At 73.1% G+C, this 18,435-nt stretch carries 11 protein-coding genes; 6 read left to right on the top strand and 5 right to left on the bottom strand.

Annotated features, from left to right (window positions below):
• Positions 1-63: 63 nt before the first annotated feature.
• Both AB0D99_RS11685 and argG read right to left on the bottom strand, forming a co-directional pair.
• The gene (locus tag AB0D99_RS11685) at positions 64-3,954 is read right to left on the bottom strand and encodes an AAA family ATPase (RefSeq protein ID WP_362359185.1); all 3,891 of its coding nucleotides are present in this window, start codon (positions 3,952-3,954) and stop codon (positions 64-66) included.
• A gap of 166 nt (positions 3,955-4,120) precedes the next feature.
• Positions 4,121-5,575: an argininosuccinate synthase gene (gene argG, locus AB0D99_RS11680; RefSeq protein ID WP_362359183.1), complete on the bottom strand. Its 1,455-nt coding sequence runs from the start codon at positions 5,573-5,575 to the stop codon at positions 4,121-4,123.
• Between the two features lie 415 nt (positions 5,576-5,990).
• Between argG and rsgA the strand changes: the two genes are divergently transcribed.
• From rsgA to AB0D99_RS11665, 3 genes are all read left to right on the top strand, one after another.
• Positions 5,991-7,124 (top strand): ribosome small subunit-dependent GTPase A, encoded by a 1,134-nt coding sequence (gene rsgA, locus AB0D99_RS11675; protein ID WP_362359180.1) that lies wholly within the window; start codon positions 5,991-5,993, stop codon positions 7,122-7,124.
• A 125-nt stretch (positions 7,125-7,249) separates the two neighbouring features.
• Positions 7,250-8,626: an AlkA N-terminal domain-containing protein gene (locus AB0D99_RS11670; RefSeq protein ID WP_362359471.1), complete on the top strand. Its 1,377-nt coding sequence runs from the start codon at positions 7,250-7,252 to the stop codon at positions 8,624-8,626.
• A 4-nt stretch (positions 8,627-8,630) separates the two neighbouring features.
• Entirely contained in the window at positions 8,631-9,095 is a 465-nt protein-coding gene (locus tag AB0D99_RS11665) for a GNAT family N-acetyltransferase (RefSeq protein WP_362359178.1), read from the top strand.
• On the opposite strand, the gene AB0D99_RS11660 is transcribed toward AB0D99_RS11665, so the two are convergent.
• The 3 genes from AB0D99_RS11660 to AB0D99_RS11650 form a co-directional block, all read right to left on the bottom strand.
• Positions 9,061-9,462 carry a PPOX class F420-dependent oxidoreductase gene (locus AB0D99_RS11660; protein WP_362359176.1) on the bottom strand — a complete coding sequence of 134 codons (402 nt, stop codon included), beginning with the start codon at positions 9,460-9,462 and terminating at the stop codon, positions 9,061-9,063. The genes AB0D99_RS11665 and AB0D99_RS11660 overlap by 35 nt on opposite strands.
• Before the next feature lie 56 nt (positions 9,463-9,518).
• Complete coding sequence (locus AB0D99_RS11655) at positions 9,519-10,001, bottom strand: DUF456 domain-containing protein (protein WP_362359174.1); 483 nt, start codon at positions 9,999-10,001, stop codon at positions 9,519-9,521.
• 150 nt (positions 10,002-10,151) lie between these two features.
• Entirely contained in the window at positions 10,152-11,135 is a 984-nt protein-coding gene (locus AB0D99_RS11650) for a helix-turn-helix domain-containing protein (protein ID WP_362359172.1), read from the bottom strand.
• A 232-nt stretch (positions 11,136-11,367) separates the two neighbouring features.
• On the opposite strand from AB0D99_RS11650, the gene AB0D99_RS11645 reads away from it, so the two are divergent.
• From AB0D99_RS11645 to AB0D99_RS11635, 3 genes are all read left to right on the top strand, one after another.
• Positions 11,368-15,132: a S8 family serine peptidase gene (locus AB0D99_RS11645; RefSeq protein ID WP_362359170.1), complete on the top strand. Its 3,765-nt coding sequence runs from the start codon at positions 11,368-11,370 to the stop codon at positions 15,130-15,132.
• 109 nt (positions 15,133-15,241) lie between these two features.
• Positions 15,242-16,630, top strand: a complete 1,389-nt coding sequence (locus AB0D99_RS11640) for a protein phosphatase 2C domain-containing protein (RefSeq protein WP_362359168.1) — start codon at positions 15,242-15,244, stop codon at positions 16,628-16,630.
• 27 nt (positions 16,631-16,657) lie between these two features.
• Positions 16,658-18,400 carry a pyruvate dehydrogenase gene (locus tag AB0D99_RS11635; protein ID WP_362359166.1) on the top strand — a complete coding sequence of 581 codons (1,743 nt, stop codon included), beginning with the start codon at positions 16,658-16,660 and terminating at the stop codon, positions 18,398-18,400.
• Positions 18,401-18,435 lie beyond the last annotated feature (35 nt).

Raw genomic sequence — 18,435 nt, 5'->3', positions numbered from 1 at the left:
CGCCCCGAGCCGCCGACGCCCCGCCGACGAGAGCGAGCCCGGACGGTTCCCGCACGTCCGCCGTCACGTGGCGCAGGGCGGGTCGTAGGGCAGGTCCGGCGACACGTACCTCTTCCACGCCTCGGGGGTCATCGCCGATGACGTCGACGCGCACAGGAGCGTGCGGGCGCGGGCCGGATCGGTCTGCCAGAGTCGTACGGTGCCGTCCTGACCAGCCGTCACCAGGACATCGCCGCGCGGGGTGTACCGCAGGGCGCCGACCGCGGAGTTGTGCCCGGTGACGGGGAGACCGTAGGCGGCGAAGCGAGCGGGATCCGAGGTCTTCCAGAGCCGGAGCTGGCCGATGGAGTTGCCGCTCGCGAGCATGGCGCCGTCCGGGGCGAAGCCGACGCTCCACACCAGGCCGCCGGAGAGCGGCGACGTGCCGAGGGGCTTGGGGGAGGAGGGCCGGGACACGTCCCAGAGCCCGACCCGGCTGTCCGCACCACCCGTCGCCACCAGCGGGGCGCGTGGATGGGCGTCGAGGGAGATGACGGCTTTGCCGAACTTCTCACCGTCGCGTACGGGGGCGGCCCCCTCGGCCGATCGCCATGGCCGGACGCTGCCGACGGCCTGCGCCGAGTAGAGGTGGCCCGAACCGCTCCCGACGGCCAGGGCCTTGGTCGCCATCTCGTCCTCGTCGAGCTCGCCGCCGAGCGGGGCGGGGCGATCCGGGTCGGCCACGTTCCAGGCGCGGAGGCCACCGTCGTAGCCGCCGTCGAGGTCCATCGACGCCGCCGCCAGCGTGCTTCCGTCGGCGCCGACGGCCAGCGCGGAGACGGGTTCCGACTGTCCCGGCAGCGAGTTGCCGATGGCCGACGGCCGGGCGGGTGCCGACACGTCCCACAGCCGGACGTCGCCGCGCTGGCCGCCGGTGGCCAGCACGTTCTTCCTCGACGTGCCGCTTCCGCGCGGCAGGAAGACCAGCGAGGACACGGTGCCGTAGGAGCCCGTGAACCCACCGACGTACTTCAGGTACGTCGGGTCGGACAGGTCGAAGAGCGTGACCTGGGGACCCGAGGCGACCGCGAGGAGCTGTCCGTCGCCGGTCAGCGCCAGCGCTTCGGCCGCCTTTCCGCCGCCCAGGACGGACACGCCCGAAGGCACCCGCCACAGATGAACCTTGCCGTCCCCGCCGCCGCTCACCAACGTGAGTCCCGTCCGCGCGAAGGCGAGAGTGCTGACGAGCGTGTTGTGTCCGCGCAGCGTCGGGATGATCGTCCGGGCGTGTTCGGGGGACGCCACGTTCCAGAGGTTGATGCTTCCCGCGTCGTCCCCGGTGGCGAGCAGGTGGCCACCCGAGCTGAAGGCGAGCGCGTTGGCCGACGTCCCCAGGTACAAGGTGTTGCTCAACTTCGGCCGACGCGGGTCGGACACGTCCCAGAGCCGCACCCTTCCGTACTTGTCCCCCGTGGCCAGAACCGGAGCGACGGGGCTGAAGGCCGCCTTGTTGACGATGCCGCGATGCTCGCCCAGCTCGCCGCCGAGGGCTTTGGGCCGGGCCGGGTCCGACACGTCCCACAGCCGCGCGAGCAGGCTGCGGTCGCCGTCGGGTCCCCCCGTGCCCCCGGTGACGGCGAGGGTGCGGCCGTCATGGCTGAAGGCCACGGACATGATGAGCTGCCATGCGACCGAGACCACCTTGCTCACCGTTCGTGGCCGCCGAGGGTCGCTCACGTCGACCAGGTACACGGTCCCGCTCGTCTCACTGCCGGAGTTGTCCGCGACGGCGACGGCCAGGGTCTTGCTGTCGGGGCCGAACTGCAGGTTCATCACCATGCCCCGCTGGTCCGGTGACGACCACGGTGCGCTCAGCACCACGGCCCGCTTCGGGTCGGAGACGTCCATGAGCCGTACCTTGCCGTCCGCGTCGCCCCGGGCGAGCAGGTCGCCCTTCGCGTCGTACGCGATCGTGGACGCGGTGGCCGTCTCCTTCGCTTCCGGCTCGGTGCCCAGAGCCACCGGGCGGGCCGTGTTCCCGGCGTCCCAGAACCGCAGGGGGTCGCCGCCGGTGGCCAGCCGTCCCTCCGGGCCGAACGCGACGGTCGGCGCCGTGCCGAAGTCGCCCGGCACGGTCGAGGGCAGCACCGCGCTCGCCGCCGTCATCAGCCGCGTGTGCAGCCGGTCCGTCGGGCGCATCCGGTGCGCGACGAGGTCGAGTTGCGCGGCGAGCGCTCCCTCGGTCTCCCGGAGTCGGTCGGCCTCGGCGCTGACCCGGTCGAAGATGGCGTTGTCGCGCTGCTCGACCGCCTCGTCGCTCTTCCGGATCGCGATGGTCGCCGCCACCACGGCCAGCACCGCGAGTACGGAGATGGCGGTGACCGCACCGCGCCGGATCAGGCGGGCCCGGCTCTCCTGCCGCTTGGAGGCGGCGAGGAACTCCGTGACGAGGGGCGTGAGGTCCTCCGGGCTCGCCTCCGCCGCCCAGGAGCGGGCGAGCACGAGCTTGGCCTTCCGGAGCAGCAGCGTCGTGTCCCGGCGACCGCCGCGCTCCCAGGCGACGGCCGCCTCCTCCACCTCCTGCCGTACCGGCATCCCGCTCTTGCCCGCGCCGATCCAGTAGCGGTGCAGGCGTGGCCAGGCCCAGAGCAGCGCCTCGTGCGTGACCTCGACGACGACGGTGCCCTGACGCCCGTCCACGCCCTGGGTGAGCAGCCGGGCGCGGGTGAAGCGCTCCACGAGATCCGGCACCTCACCCGGGTCCGCAGCGGCGAGGAGCAGGTCGGCGCGGGTCCGCCGGCGGCGGGTCACCTCGCCGTTCTCGCCGATCCTGACGAGCCCCAGGAAGATCTGCCGTGCCGCCCGCCGCGCGGACGGGGTCAGCTTCTCGTACTCGTCGTCGGCGGTGGCCGCCACGGCGCCGTCGATGCCACCGGTGTCGCCGTAGCCGTCCACCGTCAGCGTGTCGCCCCTGCGCTCCAGCCAGGTCGCCCGCAGCGCGTGCGCGAGGAGAGGGAGCCGTCCGGCCTCGTAGGCGCCCTCCTCGCGGGGTGCGGAGCCCCGCAGGTCGCTCAGGACGACGTCGACGAGACCGGGCGCGAGCGTGAGACGGGCACGCTCGGCGGGCATGGTCACCGCACGCCGCACCTCGTCGTCGCTCATCGGTCCGACGATGACCTGACGCTCCACCAGGGCGTCGCGCAGGTAGGGGAAGGCGCTGCAGGAGCCGTAGAAGTCCGCGCGCAGTCCGAGGACGGCCAGCGCGACGGGTGTCCCGTCGGGCCTGCCGCCGACGGACGCGGGGCGCGTCAACTCGGCGAGCACCTCGACGAAGCGGCGGCGGACGGACTCGTCACGGCAGAGGGTGAAGAGCTCCTCCAGCTGGTCGACGACGAGCACGAACCGGCGGTCCGGCCAGAGGTCGAGCCGTTCGCTCACGAAGGAGCCGAGCCGGCCCGCGGCCATCTCCTCGGCGACGCGGGCGGGTTCGGCGTCCGTGAGCCGGCCGAGACCGGACGCGAGCGCCGCCAGCGGCTCGGCCGTGGGGGTCAGCAGCAGGTGCGGCCAGTGCCGGGAGCCCGGTAACCGGCCCTGCGTGAGCGCCGGGAGCACCCCGGCGCGGAGCAGGGACGACTTGCCCGCCCCGGAGGGTGCGACGACGGCCAACGGGCGGTGATCGCTCACGCAGAGCTCAAGGCGGTTCATGACCCTGCTGACGAGGGCCTCCCGGCCGAAGAACCACGCGGCCTCGTGCCTGTCGAACGCCCGCAGTCCGGGGTAGGGGCACTCCTCGCCCTCGGAGGGTGAGGAGGTCCTCGACCAGGACTCGCCGCCGGAGTGGAAGTGCTCGTGGTGGTGTTCGGTCACGCCGCCGTGGACGACGACCATGTCCCGCGCCGAGCGGTACACGTTGCCGCGTTCACTGGCCCACGCGTGCAGTTCGTCCTCGCCCAGGACCGCGCGCCGCTCGTCCATCGTCAACCCCCCGACCCCGAGACCGTGTTGCGTGTGGGACGCGATGTTACGGACAGTTCGCAGTCGTGACCATGCCGTGGCCCGACGAAGCGGAGTCAGGGGCCCTGGATACGCGGAAGGCCGGCCCGGCGCGTGAGCGCGGGGCCGGCCTCGACCGGGAGAGTCGTCAGTCCGTGCCGAACTCCATCGCGGCGCGGTCCAGCATCTCGTCGTCCTCGGCGACCTCGCCACGGGAGGCGATCGCCTCGGCGCCGCCCTCCGGCAGCTCCGTCATGGTGCCGATCAGCCCGGCCGCGGCCGCCTGGGCGGCGCCGATGGCGGGGTGGCCGGTGCCGATCAGGCCGAGCCCGGCGTACTGCTCCAGCTTGGCGCGCGAGTCGGCGATGTCGAGGTTGCGCATGGTGAGCTGGCCGATCCGGTCCGTCGGACCGAAGGCGGAGTCGTCGGTGCGCTCCATGGACAGCTTGTCCGGGTGGTAACTGAACGCGGGGCCGGTGGTGTTGAGGATCGAGTAGTCCTCGCCGCGCCGCAGTCGCAGCGTCACCTCGCCGGTGACGGCCGCGCCGACCCAGCGCTGCAGCGACTCCCGGATCATCAGCGCCTGCGGGTCCAGCCAGCGGCCCTCGTACATCAGCCGCCCGAGCCGGCGGCCCTCGGTGTGGTACTGGGCGAGGGTGTCCTCGTTGTGGATCGCGTTGACCAGGCGCTCGTACGCGGCGTGCAGCAGGGCCATGCCGGGCGCCTCGTAGATGCCGCGGCTCTTGGCCTCGATGATCCGGTTCTCGATCTGGTCGGACATGCCCATGCCGTGGCGGCCGCCGATGGCGTTCGCCTCCATGACCAGATCCACGGCGGAGCCGAACTTCTGGCCGTTGATCGTCACCGGGCGGCCCTGGTCGAAGCCGATCGTCACGTCCTCGGTGGCGATCTCGACCGACGGGTCCCAGAACCGCACGCCCATGATGGGCTCCACGGTCTCCACACCGGTGTCCAGGTGCTCCAGGGTCTTGGCCTCGTGGGTGGCGCCCCAGATGTTGGCGTCGGTGGAGTACGCCTTCTCCGTGCTGTCGCGGTAGGGGAGGTCGTGGGCGACGAGCCACTCCGACATCTCCTTGCGGCCGCCGAGCTCGGTCACGAAGTCCGCGTCCAGCCACGGCTTGTAGATCCGCAGGTGCGGGTTGGCGAGCAGGCCGTACCGGTAGAAGCGCTCGATGTCGTTGCCCTTGAACGTCGAGCCGTCGCCCCAGATCTGGACGTCGTCCTCGAGCATCGCGCGGACCAGCAGCGTGCCGGTGACGGCGCGGCCGAGCGGGGTGGTGTTGAAGTAGGCGCGCCCGCCCGAGCGGATGTGGAACGCCCCGCAGGTGAGTGCGGCAAGGCCCTCCTCGACCAGCGCCGCGCGGCAGTCGACCAGGCGCGCGATCTCGGCGCCGTAGGTCTTCGCACGGCCGGGCACCGAGGCGATGTCGGGCTCGTCGTACTGGCCGATGTCGGCGGTGTAGGTGCACGGGACGGCACCCTTGTCGCGCATCCACGCGACCGCGACGGACGTGTCGAGACCGCCCGAGAAGGCGATGCCGACGCGCTCGCCGGCGGGAAGGGAGGTGAGGACCTTGGACATAGGAAGAGTATGCAGGATTCCGCATGATCATGCAAGCGCGGGGTCTGCCGGGCCGGACACCGCACCCTCCACCGTGCGGCCCCGCCCCTCCGTTCCGCCACTTCAGAGGGTGCGGACGGGTGGCCTCCCGCCGCCGTTCGACCGTCCGTCCGACGTCTCCGCGACGGCGAGGAAAAATGCGTGGCGAATCCGGCAGGAGCCTCGTTAGGGTGTGGTCGTTCTCGCGGACCGGCCGAATCGACCGGTCCCGACCGCCGCTTCGCGCGATCCAGGAGGTGTGACCGATGGCTGTCATGACGACGGGCGCCGCCCTCATCCAGAAGTTCGTCAACTCCACCTCCGTGGCCGCCGGCTGACCTTCCTCCTCCGCGTCCGTACGACGCGTGCCGGGGCCACCCTTGTGAAGGGTCACCCCTTGTCTTTCGCCTCTCCTCAGGCATCCCTCTCCACCTCCGCGCACCCGCTCGCCCCCTACGGCTGGGACGCCGACTGGGCCGACGCGTTCGCTCCGTACGCCGCTCAGGGCCTGCTGCCCGGCCGTGTGCTGCGGGTCGACCGCGGTCAGTGCGACGTGGCCACCCCCGACGGCGTCGTCCGCGGCGACACCGAGTTCGTCGTCCCCCACGACCCGCTGAAGGTCGTCTGCACGGGGGACTGGGTCGCGGTCGACGCGGCCGGCGATCCGCAGTACGTGCGGACCCTGCTGCCGCGCCGCACGGCGTTCGCGCGGTCCACCTCCTCCAAGCGGTCCGAGGGGCAGATCCTCGCCGCCAACGTCGACCACGCGATCATCACCGTCTCGCTCGCCGTCGAGCTGGACCTCGGCCGCGTCGAGCGCTTCCTCGCCCTGGCCTGGGAGTCCGGCGCCCAGCCCCTCGTCGTGCTCAGCAAGGCCGACCTCGTCCCCGACCCGGTGGGCCTCTCCTACCTCGTCGAGGACGTCGAGTCCGTGGCGCCGGGCGTCCAGGTCGTGCCGGTCAGCGCGCACACCGGGGAGGGGCTCGACGTGCTCGCCGCGGTCGTCTCCGGCGGGACCAGCGTCCTGCTCGGAACCTCCGGAGCCGGGAAGTCCACGCTCGCCAACACCCTCCTCGGCGAGGACGCGATGACCGTCCAGGCCGCCCGTGACGTGGACGGGAAGGGCCGCCACACCACGACCACGCGCAACCTGCTCGTGCTGCCCGGGGGCGGCGTCCTCATCGACACCCCCGGCCTGCGCGGCGTCGGCCTCTGGGACGCCGAGACCGGCGTCGGCCAGGTGTTCTCCGAGATCGAGCGGCTGGCCGGGGAATGCCGCTTCCACGACTGCGCCCACGAGGCCGAACCGGGCTGCGCGGTGACGGCGGCCGTCGAGGACGGCTCACTGGCGGTGCGCAGGCTGGAGAGCTACCGCAAGCTGCTCCGCGAGAACCGGCGCATCGTCGCCAAGACGGACGCCCGGCTCCGCGCCGAGATGCTCAAGGACTGGAAGCGCAAGGGCGCGGAGGGCCGTGCGGCGATGGAGCTCAAGCGCGGCGGCCGTGCGCGGGAGTCGCGGAGCGGCTGGTAGCCCGGGCCGGTGAACGCGCACCGGTGACCCGGTGCGGACGGCCGATTCCGGCCGTCCGCACGCGGGATCCCCCGGGCAGCGTGGTGTCCGAAAACCGCCAGCCGCGCCCCGGGGGCTCCCGCACACTGGAGGGCGTGAGCGACCACGACACCAGCGAGGACACCCGGTACGAGGCGGTCAGCAGCCGCGACGCCCGGTTCGACGGCGCGTTCTTCTTCGCCGTCGGGACGACCGGGATCTACTGCCGGCCCAGCTGCCCCGCCGTGACGCCCAAACGGAAGAACGTCACCTTCTTCCCCACCGCGGCCGCCGCCCAGGGCCACGGCTTCCGGGCCTGTCGCCGCTGCCGCCCCGACGCCGTGCCGGGGTCCGCCGAATGGAACGTCCGCGCCGACGTCGTCGGGCGCGCGATGCGGATGATCGGGGACGGGGTCGTCGACCGGGAGGGCGTGCCCGGGCTCGCCGGGAGGCTCGGCTACAGCCCCCGCCAGGTCCAGCGGCAGCTGACCGCCGAGCTCGGCGCGGGCCCCGTCGCCCTCGCCCGCGCCCAGCGGGCCCACACCGCCCGGCTGCTCCTGCAGACCACCGGGCTCCCGGTCACCGACATCGCGTTCGCCTCGGGATTCGCCAGCGTCCGCCAGTTCAACGACACCATCCGGCGCATCTACGCCCGCACCCCCACCGAGCTGCGCGCCGAGTCCGGCACCGGTGCGGGGCCCCGCACCGCCCTGGCGGCCGGGATACCGCTGCGGCTCGCCCACCGCGGCCCGTACGCCGCCCGCGAGGTCTTCGACCTGCTCGCCGCCGAGGCGCTGCCCCATGTCGAGGAGGTGCTCGGCACACCCGGCACCCGCACCTACCGCCGTACGCTCCGCCTCCCGTACGGCGCCGGCCTCGCCTCCGTCGACGAGCGCTCCGCCGGGCCCTGGCTGGACGCCCGGATCCACCTCACCGAACTGCGCGACCTCACCACCGCCGTCCAGCGCCTGCGCCGCCTGCTCGACCTCGACGCCGACCCCTACGCCGTCGCCGAGCGCCTCGGCGCCGACCCCGCACTCGCCGCCCGGGTCGCGGCACATCCCGGCCTACGGTCACCGGGCGCCGCCGACCCGGCGGAGTTCGCCGTACGGACCCTGGTCGGCCCGGACGAGGCGGCACGGCTGGTGCCCGCGCACGGCACGCCGCTCGACAGCGCCTGCGGCACCCTCACCCACGTCTTCCCCGAGCCCGCCGCGCTCACCGCGCACCCCGTCGCGGGGCCGCTCGCCCAGGCCCTCGTCACCGGAGCCGTACGCCTGGATCCGGGCGCCGACCGCGACGAGGCGGAACGCGCCCTGCGGGCCGTCCCCGGCGTCACGGCCGCCCAGGCCGCGGTCATCCGGATGCGCGCTCTCGGCGACCCCGACGTCGCTCCCGAGGGCGCCGGGGACGCCGAGGTCTGGCGGCCCTGGCGGTCGTACGCCCTGCGGTACCTGGAGCTCGCCCCCGCACCGGCAGAATGAACTCATGATCAGCAATGAGCACCCGATCGGCGTCGGCCCGCTGGGACCGGACGACCGTGACGCCTGGGAGCGTCTCTTCCGCGCGTACATCGACTTCTACGGCCGCAGCGAGCCGGACGCCCTGTACGACCGGGCCTGGACCGCCTTCCAGGACGGCACCCGGCTGCACGCCCTCGCCGCGAGGGTCGACGGCAGGGTCGTCGGCCTCACCCACTTCTTCGTCCACCCCAGCACCTCGGGGCCGGACGTCTGCTACCTGCAGGACCTGTTCACCGACCCCGAGGCGCGCGGCAAGGGCGTCGCCCGCGCCCTGATCGCCGCGGTGACGGAGTGGGCGCGGGAACGGGACTGCGACCGGGTCTACTGGAACACCCAGGAGTCCAACGCCACCGCCCGCCGGCTCTACGACCGGGTCGCCCGGAACACCGGCTTCATCAGGTACCAGATCGATCTTCCGAAGGGGGCGTGAGGCCCCAGCTGTGGATCCTGCGGGGGTGGATCCGGATGACCTGCTCGCTGAAGTGCGGACCGAGCTCGTGCGGTCCGACCAGGAGCTCGGCCACCCCCCGGATCTCCACCCCGCGCACCCGCCAGGGCCGTACGCTCGCCAGATCGTCGACCACCAGCGCGACCTTGGGGTTCGCCCGGAGGTTGCGCCACTTCTTCGAGCGGCCCATCGCGAGACCCCCGACCAGCACCGTGCCGTCGTCCTGCGGGAAGAAGCCGACCGGGTTGGCCTGCGGCTGCCCGCCGGGGTCGACCGTGGCCATCCGGGCCAGCCGCTGGGTCCGCAGATAGGCGCGCTCGTCCTCGCTGAATCCCTCGAAATCCCTCATGCCACCAGGGTCGCGCGCCGACCCGCCCGGATGCATCGGCGATCCGTCCTAGGACCTCAGCCCCAGATCACCGCGCCGAACCAGGCCCCGACGATCAGCAGGCAGGAGAACAGCTCCACGAGAATGCTCGTCCCGGCCGCCCGCATCACCGTCCGGGTGGAGGCCCTGGCCTGGCCGTGGCCCCCGAGGCGGAGCCGCTCCGAGAGGTAGATGCCGCCGATGAAACCGGGGATCGCGCCGAGCACGGGGATCAGGAAGAAACCGAGGAACGCGCCGACACCGGCATAGGTCACCATCCGCCGGGTGATGCCGACCCCCCGGATCCGGCGCTGCGGCAGCTGCCACACGACCACCTGGGTGAGCAGCAGCAGCGCCGTGGAGGAGACGAGCAGGATCCAGGCGAGCCCGCTCTGCTCGTTCAGGGACCACCAGAGCATGGCCGCCCACACCAGCCACGGCCCGGGCACGCCGGGAGCCAGCACCCCGAACAGGCCGAGCAGCATGACCATCGCGACGAGCAACAGCTGCCACACACCCATCTGCCCAGCGTGCAGGACCGATGATCTTCTCGCAGGTCGCAGGGTACGTACGGGGGGTCGGGCGGCCGGCCCGCACGGTGCTTCACCAGGGGCGGGCGGGCCCGGCGGCCGCCGGTCTCCCACGGGGCCGAGCGGCCGCCGGAGGCGGGGTCACCCCCGCGCCACCCACCCCTTCTCGTACGCGTGCCAGCCCAGCTGGAGCCGCGTCGTCACGCCCGTCAGCTCCATCAGACCCTTCACCCGGCGCTGCACCGTGCGCAGGCCCAGGTCGAGCTGCTTGGCCACGCTCGCGTCCGTCATGCCCGCCAGCAGCAGCGAGAGGACCTCCAGGTCCGTCGCGTCCGGGCCCGCCACCTCCGCCTCCGTGACCTGCGCGCCCGCGCCGAGCCGCAACGGCAGCGCCTCGCGCCAGACCGCCTCGAAAAGGCCCATCAGCGACTCCAGGAGCCCGCTGGCATGGACCACGAGGGCCGCGGGCTCCGCGCCCCGCCCGGTCAGCGGGACCATCGCCAGCGCCCGGTCCGCGACGACCAGCTTGGTGGGGACCCGGTCCACCACCCGGATCTGCTCGTCCCGCCCGAGAGCCGCCGACAGCTCGATGATCCCGGACGGCAGGGTCAGGACCTCACGCTCGACGACCACCCGGTAGCGCACGCCCCGCCCGGCCGCCATCTCCTCCGCGTCGTTGTCCAGGCCGCTCACCGCGATCGGCTTGCCCGTCACCAGAGCGCAGACCTCCTCGGCCGCGCCCAGCTGCAGCTGGAGGAAGCGGTGGGTGACGGCGCTCGCGCCGGTGACCACCTCGACCAGGTCGTGGACGGCCGGTTCCGCCGCCTCCGCCCGGTACTCCTCCGCGAGCAGCGCCGCCGCCAGCTCGGCCTGCTCCAGCTCGTGCCGCTGCTGTGTCAGCAGGGCTCCGAGGGCGACCCCCGGGGGCGCGGCGACCCACCGTCCGGTTCGCGCCGAGGACTGGGCGGCGAGACCCTGCGACTCCAGCCGCCGCAGCGCCCGCTCGGTGTCCGTCTCGGGCAGCGCGAGACGGTGCGCCAGGTCCGTCACCTCGGCCGCGCCCAGCGCGACGAGCGCGCGGTACGCGGACTCCTGCCTCTCGTCGAGCCCTATCGCTCCCAGCATTGCTGCCCACCCCTCGCCGGACGTCCCGGGGCGTCCCGGACATTCCCGGGACGCCCACCGGACGTATTCGTTCCGTTGGCCCCCTGGCGGGAATCGGCCACGGCGCATTCCCGCCGCGCACATCATCCCTGCACCACCCTCACCTCTGCCAATGTGGCGCCACCGCAGCACCGACAGCCTCCGGGTTCGGGCCGTTCGCCCGCCCCTGCCCGGAATCAGATGGGGGAGAGCGATGCGCCCGATTTCGCGTACGGCCCTGGGAGTGGCGACCGCCGCCGTCCTGGCCGTCACCGCGGTCGCGCCGTCCACGGCCGCCTCGCCGCCGGACGACCCGGCCGGCGATCGACCGCTGGTGGGCGGCGAGGCGCACGGCGCCCGCGCCGGTGGACGGACCGCCACGGTCACCCTGGTCACCGGTGACCGGGTCGTCGTCACCCGCGACGTCGCCGGGAACCCGGGCGCCACCGCGCTGCCCCGCGAGGACGGCACCGTCCCCTTCGTCCAGACCCGGCGCTCGGGCCAGGAGCTGTACGTCTACCCCGAGGGCGCCTCGGCCGCCCTCGCCTCGGACCGTGTCGACGCGGAGCTCTTCAACGTCACCGGCCTGATCCGGCAGGGCTACGACGACGCCGGCTCGAAGACGCTGCCCCTCATCGCCGTCTACGGCTCCGACCTCGCCCGCTCCGTCCCGGCGGCCCCGCGCGGAGCCCGGCGCGGCCAGGTCCTCAAGGCCGTCGACGGCGTCGCCCTCCAGGCGGACAAGAAGCAGGCGGCCGCCTTCTGGGCGGACGTGAACGCCCCCGCCGCCCGCTCCGCCACCGGCCTGAAGAAGCTCTGGCTCGACCGCAAGGTCGAGGCCACCCTGGAGCGCTCCACCCAGCAGGTCCACGCCCCCGAGGCGTGGGCGGCCGGATTCGACGGCAAGGGCACCAAGGTCGCCGTCCTCGACACCGGCGCCGACGTCGAGCACCCCGACCTCAAGGGCAGGATCGTCGCCTCGGAGAACTTCACCGAGTCCGACAGCGCCGAGGACCGTCAGGGCCACGGCACCCACACCCTCTCCACGGTCGGCGGCTCCGGCGCGGCGAGCGGCGGCGCGAAGAAGGGCGTCGCGCCCGGCGCGGAACTCCTCAACGGCAAGGTCCTCGACGACTCCGGCTCCGGCGCCACCTCCTGGATCATCGCGGGCATGGAGTGGGCCGTGGCCCAGGGTGCCGACGTCGTCTCCATGAGCCTCGGCAACCCGTCCGAGACCGACTGCACCGACCCGATGAGCATCGCCGCCGAGGAACTCGCCCGGAACGAGGGCACGTTGTTCGTCGTCGCCGCGGGCAACACCGGCCCCGCGCTCAACACGGTCTCCTCACCCGGCTGCGCCCCGAGCGTCCTCACCGTCGGCGCCACCGACCGCGACGACTCCACCGCGTCCTTCTCCAGCCGCGGCCCGACGACCCTCGGCCACACCCTGAAGCCGGAGATCGCGGCGCCCGGCGTCGGCATATCCGCGGCCGCGGCCGGCGGCCGCGGCGTGTACGCCTACCGGGCCATGTCCGGTACGTCGATGGCCACCCCGCACGTCGCCGGCGCCGCCGCCGTCGTCAAGCAGCGCCACCCGGACTGGACGGCCCAGCGGATCAAGGCCGCCCTGGTCTCCTCCGCGCGGAGCGACGTCCCGGGCGACGTACGCGAGGTCGGCGGCGGCCGCCTGGACGTCAAGGAGGCGATCGACCAGACGGTCCTCGGAGCCGCCGCGGTCCAGGGCGGCACCTTCCACTGGCCCCAGGACGGCAGCGACCGCACCTCGGTCTCCGTCCCGTACACCAACACCTCCGACCAAGCCGTCACCCTGACGCTCGGAGTCGAGAAGCTCACCGGCAACGACGGCTCCCGTGTCCGGTCCTCCCTCGCCCGGCTCGCGCAGCGCACGGTCACCGTCCCGGCCGGCGCGACCGTCCGGGTCCCGCTGGAGCTGGACCCGGCCGCGCGCCTGGAGCGTGCCCAGTACGGAGACGTCACCGGACGCGTCGTCGCCACCGGCCGTGACGGCCTGCACGTCTCGACGCCGTTCTCGCTCCATGTGCAGCCCGAGACGGTCACCCTGCGCGTCAAGCTGATCGACCGTCAGGGCAGGCCCGCCGACGGCGCGTCCTCCGTCGACCTCATCGGCACCGACACCGCGAGCGGAGAGCGGCGGTTCAACGACGGCTCCGCCGACCAGGTCTTCCAGGTGCGGCCCGGCAGCTACTTCCTCACCTCCTTCGTCACCACCCCCGACGCGGGCGAGGGCGCCACGCTGAACGACTCGCTCAGCTATCTGGCCCACCCGCAGATCGAGGTGAAGAAGGACATCACCGTCGTCCTCGACGCCCGCGGGGCCCACAGGCTGTCGGTGCGGACCGACCGGCCCGGTGACCAGCGCGGCACCACCCTGGCGTTCTCCCGCTCCTGGGACGACACCTGGATGCACTCCGGCACCGCCGCCGGCACCCGCTCGATCCGCGGCTACTACGCCTCGGTCGAAGGGCGCGCCACCGAAGGCGACTTCGAGTTCGGCAGCTACTGGCGCACCGCCGCCCCGCAGATCGACGAGCTGAAGACCGCCGGCGGCATGGTCCTGCACCCCGTCACCGCCTCCCTGGGCTCCGACAACCTCGACGGCACGGGCTCCGCCCGGCTCGTCGACGCCGGCGCCGGAACCCCCGAGGAACTGACCGCCGCCGGCGTCCGGGGCCGCGTCGCCCTGGTCCGCTTCCCCGACACCTCCACCAGCGCGGTCACCGTCGCACGGAACGCCGAGGCGGCGGGCGCCGTCGCGGTCCTCGCGTACCGCACCTCGACCGCCCGCTGGTACCCGACCGCCGGCTTCGTCGGAGCCGGATTCCCGGTCCTCGCCGTCGACTCCACCGAGGGCGCGGCGCTGCTCGCCGAGGTCGCCGCGGGCGAGGTCACCCTCTCCTGGAAGGCCACGGCGAAGAGCCCGTACGTCTACAACCTCGCCTTCCCCGAGTCGGGCCCGATCCGGGGCGACAAGAACTACCGGGTCCGTGACGGCCTGTTGGGCCGCACCGAGTCGACCTACGGCTCGATGGGCGTCGCCACCGACTTCATCGACAGCCCGGCGGCCCACCGGCCCGACGGCACCGCCGTCCACTTCGGCGCGATCGAGGCGGTCCCGGCGCCCGGCACCCGGACCGAGTACTACACGACGGGGGACACCCGTTGGGAGACGGTCCTCTCGTCCAGCTTCCCCTTCGGCGAGTTCATGATGGGCGCACGGCACGCCTACCGGCCGGGCCAGAAGCGCACCGAGCGCTGGTACGACGGCGTCGTCACCCCGACCGCCCCGCTCGACGCGGCCGGGAAGCCCGTCCTCGTCTCCGAGCGGCAGGGCAACCTCATCGGCTTCGCGAACGCCATGTGGGGCGACAACACCCACTACGCCCAGCCCGGTTCCTTCGGCGACATCGGCAACCTCCGCCTGAGCAAGGACGGCCTGCCGCTCGGTGAGACCGGATGGCCGTTCGGGGTCTTCGAAGTCCCGTCCGAGCGCGGCACGTACACGCTCGAACAGAACACCATGAAGATCGGCAGCAGGGTGTGGAACCGCTCCACATCCGTCAACTCGGTCTGGAAATTCACCTCCCAGCTCGACGAGAGCGTCTACTCTCAAGGCATCCCGATTCTCTTCCCCCGGTACACCCTTCCGGAGGACGGACTCAAGACCCTCGCCGCGACCGACGGCCAGAAGATCGGCCTCACCGCGACGGGCCACGCCGGCTACCAGGCAGCCGCGCTCACCTCGGCCGGGCTCTCGTACTCCTACGACGGAGGCACGACCTGGACGGAGGCACAGGTCTCACGACAGGGCGGCGCCTGGACCGCGACCGTGAACCACGCGGGCGCGGCCGGCAAGCCGGTCACCCTGAAGACCGAACTGACGGACGCCAACGGCAACTCCGTCACCCAGACCGTGGTCCGCGCTTACGACGTGCGCTGATCACGCCGGTCCGCCGGGCGTCCTTCCCGTGGGGGGTGGGGTCGCCCGGCGGACCCCCTTTTTCGTCATGTCCCGTTTTCTGGCGGCCTGCGCGGTGGACAATAAGGGCATGACTCAGCAGGGGGACAACTGGTGGGACAAGCTCTACGACGGCACGGCGCCGGACACGGCGCCGGACGCGACGGGTGACACGCTCGACGACCGCTTCGACTCGGCGTCAGAGGCGACGCGCCCCGAGACGCCGCAGCCGCCCCGGGCCCCCTGGGAGCCCCTCGACGACCCGCCCCCCGGCCCCCGCGCCTTCCCGGCACCACCGGCCACCCCGCCACCGCCGCCCGCCGAGCGGGCCGACGACGCTCCGCCACCTCCACCGGAGAACCCGGCCGTACCCGAGGCGGCCGCCCCGCCCGCGCCACCGGAGCCCGCCGCGCGGGCCGACGACACGGTGCCACCCGGGCCGGAACGGCGTCCGGAGGGCGACACCGCCCCGGCGACCGCCCACCCGCCCGTGCCCCGACCCCGTACCGCGCACATCGGCACCAGACCGCCCACCTACGAGCCCGAGCCCACCGCGCTGCCCGCCGCACGGCCCGACGACCTCCTCGACCTGGTCGCCGACACCGTCCTCGACGGCGCCCGCTACGGCAGCTACACCCTGCGCGCCGCCTCCCTGCGCGGTGACTCCGCCCGCTACCGCGGCGACCCACGAAGGGACGCCCTGCTCACCGCCCGCTTCGGCCGCGACGAGGCCGCCCTCGTCCTCGTCGCGGTGGCCGGCGGCGCCCGTACCGCCGACGCCGGCCATCTCGCCGCGGCCGACGCCTGCCGCTGGATCGGCGAGGCCGTCGGCCGCAGCCACGCACGGCTCTCCGAGGACATCCGGGCCGGCCGCCGGGGAGACCTGAAGTCCGGGCTCCACCGCCTCACCGACCGCACCTTCGGCAGACTCCGCGCCCGCGCCGCCGAACTGGGCGTCGAACCGGGGGAGTACACCGCGAGCCTGCGCTGCCTGCTCCTCTCCGCCGACCCCGACTGCCGCACCCGCGTTTTCTTCGGCATCGGCCGCGGCGGGCTCTTCCGGCTCCGGGACGGCGCCTGGCAGGACATAGAGCCGCTGATCCCCGAAGCGGCCGCGCTCAGCGGCGCACCCGTCGTCGGCTTCGGATCGCCCCCCGCGGAGACGGAGGAGGGCGACCGCCACACCATGAGGCTCGGTGTCACCGGCCCCCCGGGCGCGCCCTTCGTGGAGGAACCCCTCCCGCCCCCCGCCGAACCGTTCCGCTTCCGCGCCTCCGTCGCCCGCCCCGGGGACACCCTGCTCCTCGCGTCGAACGGGTTCGCCGAGCCGATGCGCGGCGAGGCCGCCCTCGCCAGGGAGCTGGCCGAGCGCTGGGCCGCTCCCGAGCCGCCCGGGCTCGCCACGTTCCTCGCCGACGTGCAGCTCAGGGTGACGGGCTACGCCGATGACCGTACGGGCGTGGCCGTCTGGGAGGCGTAACGCCCCGGCCCGTGTGTTGATGGACGCATGGCCAAACAGAACGTCGCGGAGCAGTTCGTCGACATCCTCGTCCGGGCGGGCGTCCGACGGCTGTACGGAGTCGTCGGCGACAGTCTGAACCCCGTCGTCGACGCGATCCGCCGTACCCCCGACATCGACTGGATCCAGGTCAGGCACGAGGAGGCCGCCGCCTTCGCCGCCGGGGCCGAGGCACAGATCACCGGTCGGCTCGCGGCCTGCGCCGGCTCCTGCGGCCCGGGAAACCTCCACCTCATCAACGGCCTGTACGACGCGCACCGCTCGATGGCCCCCGTCCTCGCGCTCGCCTCGCACATCCCGTCGAGCGAGATCGGACTCGGCTACTTCCAGGAGACGCACCCCGACCGGCTCTTCACCGAATGCAGCCACTACAGCGAGCTGATCTCCAACCCCGCACAGATGCCCCGGCTGCTGCAGACCGCCATCCAGCACGCCGTGGGACAGGGCGGGGTCAGCGTCGTGTCGCTGCCCGGCGACATCGCCTCCGAGCCGGCCCCGGAGAAGGCGTGGGAGACCGCGCTCGTCACCTCGCGGCCGACCGTCCGTCCGGGGGACGCCGAGATCGACGCCCTGGTGCGGATGATCGACGCCGCCGATCGGGTGACGCTCTTCTGCGGCAGCGGCACCGCCGGGGCCCATGCCGAGGTGATGCAGTTCGCCGAGCGGGTGAAGTCGCCCGTCGGTCACGCGCTGCGCGGCAAGGAGTGGATCCAGTACGACAATCCCTTCGACGTCGGCATGAGCGGTCTGCTCGGCTACGGAGCCGCCTACGAGGCGACCCACGAGTGCGACCTGCTGATCCTGCTGGGCACCGACTTCCCGTACAACGCCTTCCTGCCGGACGACGTCAAGATCGTCCAGGTGGACGTCCGGCCCGAACGCCTCGGGCGCCGCTCCACGCTCGACCTCGCCGTCTGGGGCGACGTCCGGGAGACGCTGCGCTGCCTCACCCCGCGCGTACGGGCCAAGTCGGACCGGCGCTTCCTCGACAGGATGCTGAAGAAGCACAGCGACGCGCTCGAAGGCGTCGTCAAGGCGTACACCCGCAAGGTGGAGAAGCACGTCCCGATCCACCCCGAGTACGTGGCCTCCGTCCTGGACGAACTCGCCGACGACGACGCCGTGTTCACCGTCGACACCGGGATGTGCAACGTGTGGGCCGCGCGCTACGTCTCACCCAACGGACGCCGCCGCATCATCGGCTCGTTCTCGCACGGCTCGATGGCCAACGCCCTGCCGCAGGCCATCGGCGCGCAGTTCACGGACCGCTCCCGCCAGGTGATCTCCATGTCCGGAGACGGCGGATTCACCATGCTGATGGGGGACTTCCTCACCCTGGTCCAGTACGACCTGCCCGTGAAGATCGTGCTCTTCAACAACTCCTCCCTCTCCATGGTGGAGTTGGAGATGCTGGTGGCCGGACTCCCTTCCTACGGGACGACCAACCGCAACCCCGACTTCGCCGCGATCGCCCGCGCGGCCGGTGCCTACGGCGTCCGTGTCGAGAAGCCCAAGCAGCTCGCCGGCGCCCTCAAGGACGCCTTCAAGCACAAGGGACCCGCCCTCGTCGACGTCGTCACCGACCCGAACGCCCTCTCGATCCCGCCGAAGATCAGCCGCGAGATGGTGTCCGGTTTCGCCCTCTCCGCCGGCAAGATCGTCCTGGACGGCGGTGTCGGCCGCATGCTCCAGATGGCCCGCTCCAACCTCCGCAACGTGCCCCGCCCCTGACGGGCTCACCCCTGGGGGTGGAACCCGGGGTCCAG

Source organism: Streptomyces sp. NPDC047971, assembly GCF_040653355.1.
Lineage (GTDB): Bacteria > Actinomycetota > Actinomycetes > Streptomycetales > Streptomycetaceae > Streptomyces.
The sequence above is the reverse complement of the archived record's forward strand: the minus strand, read 5'-3'. Positions and strand labels throughout refer to the sequence as shown.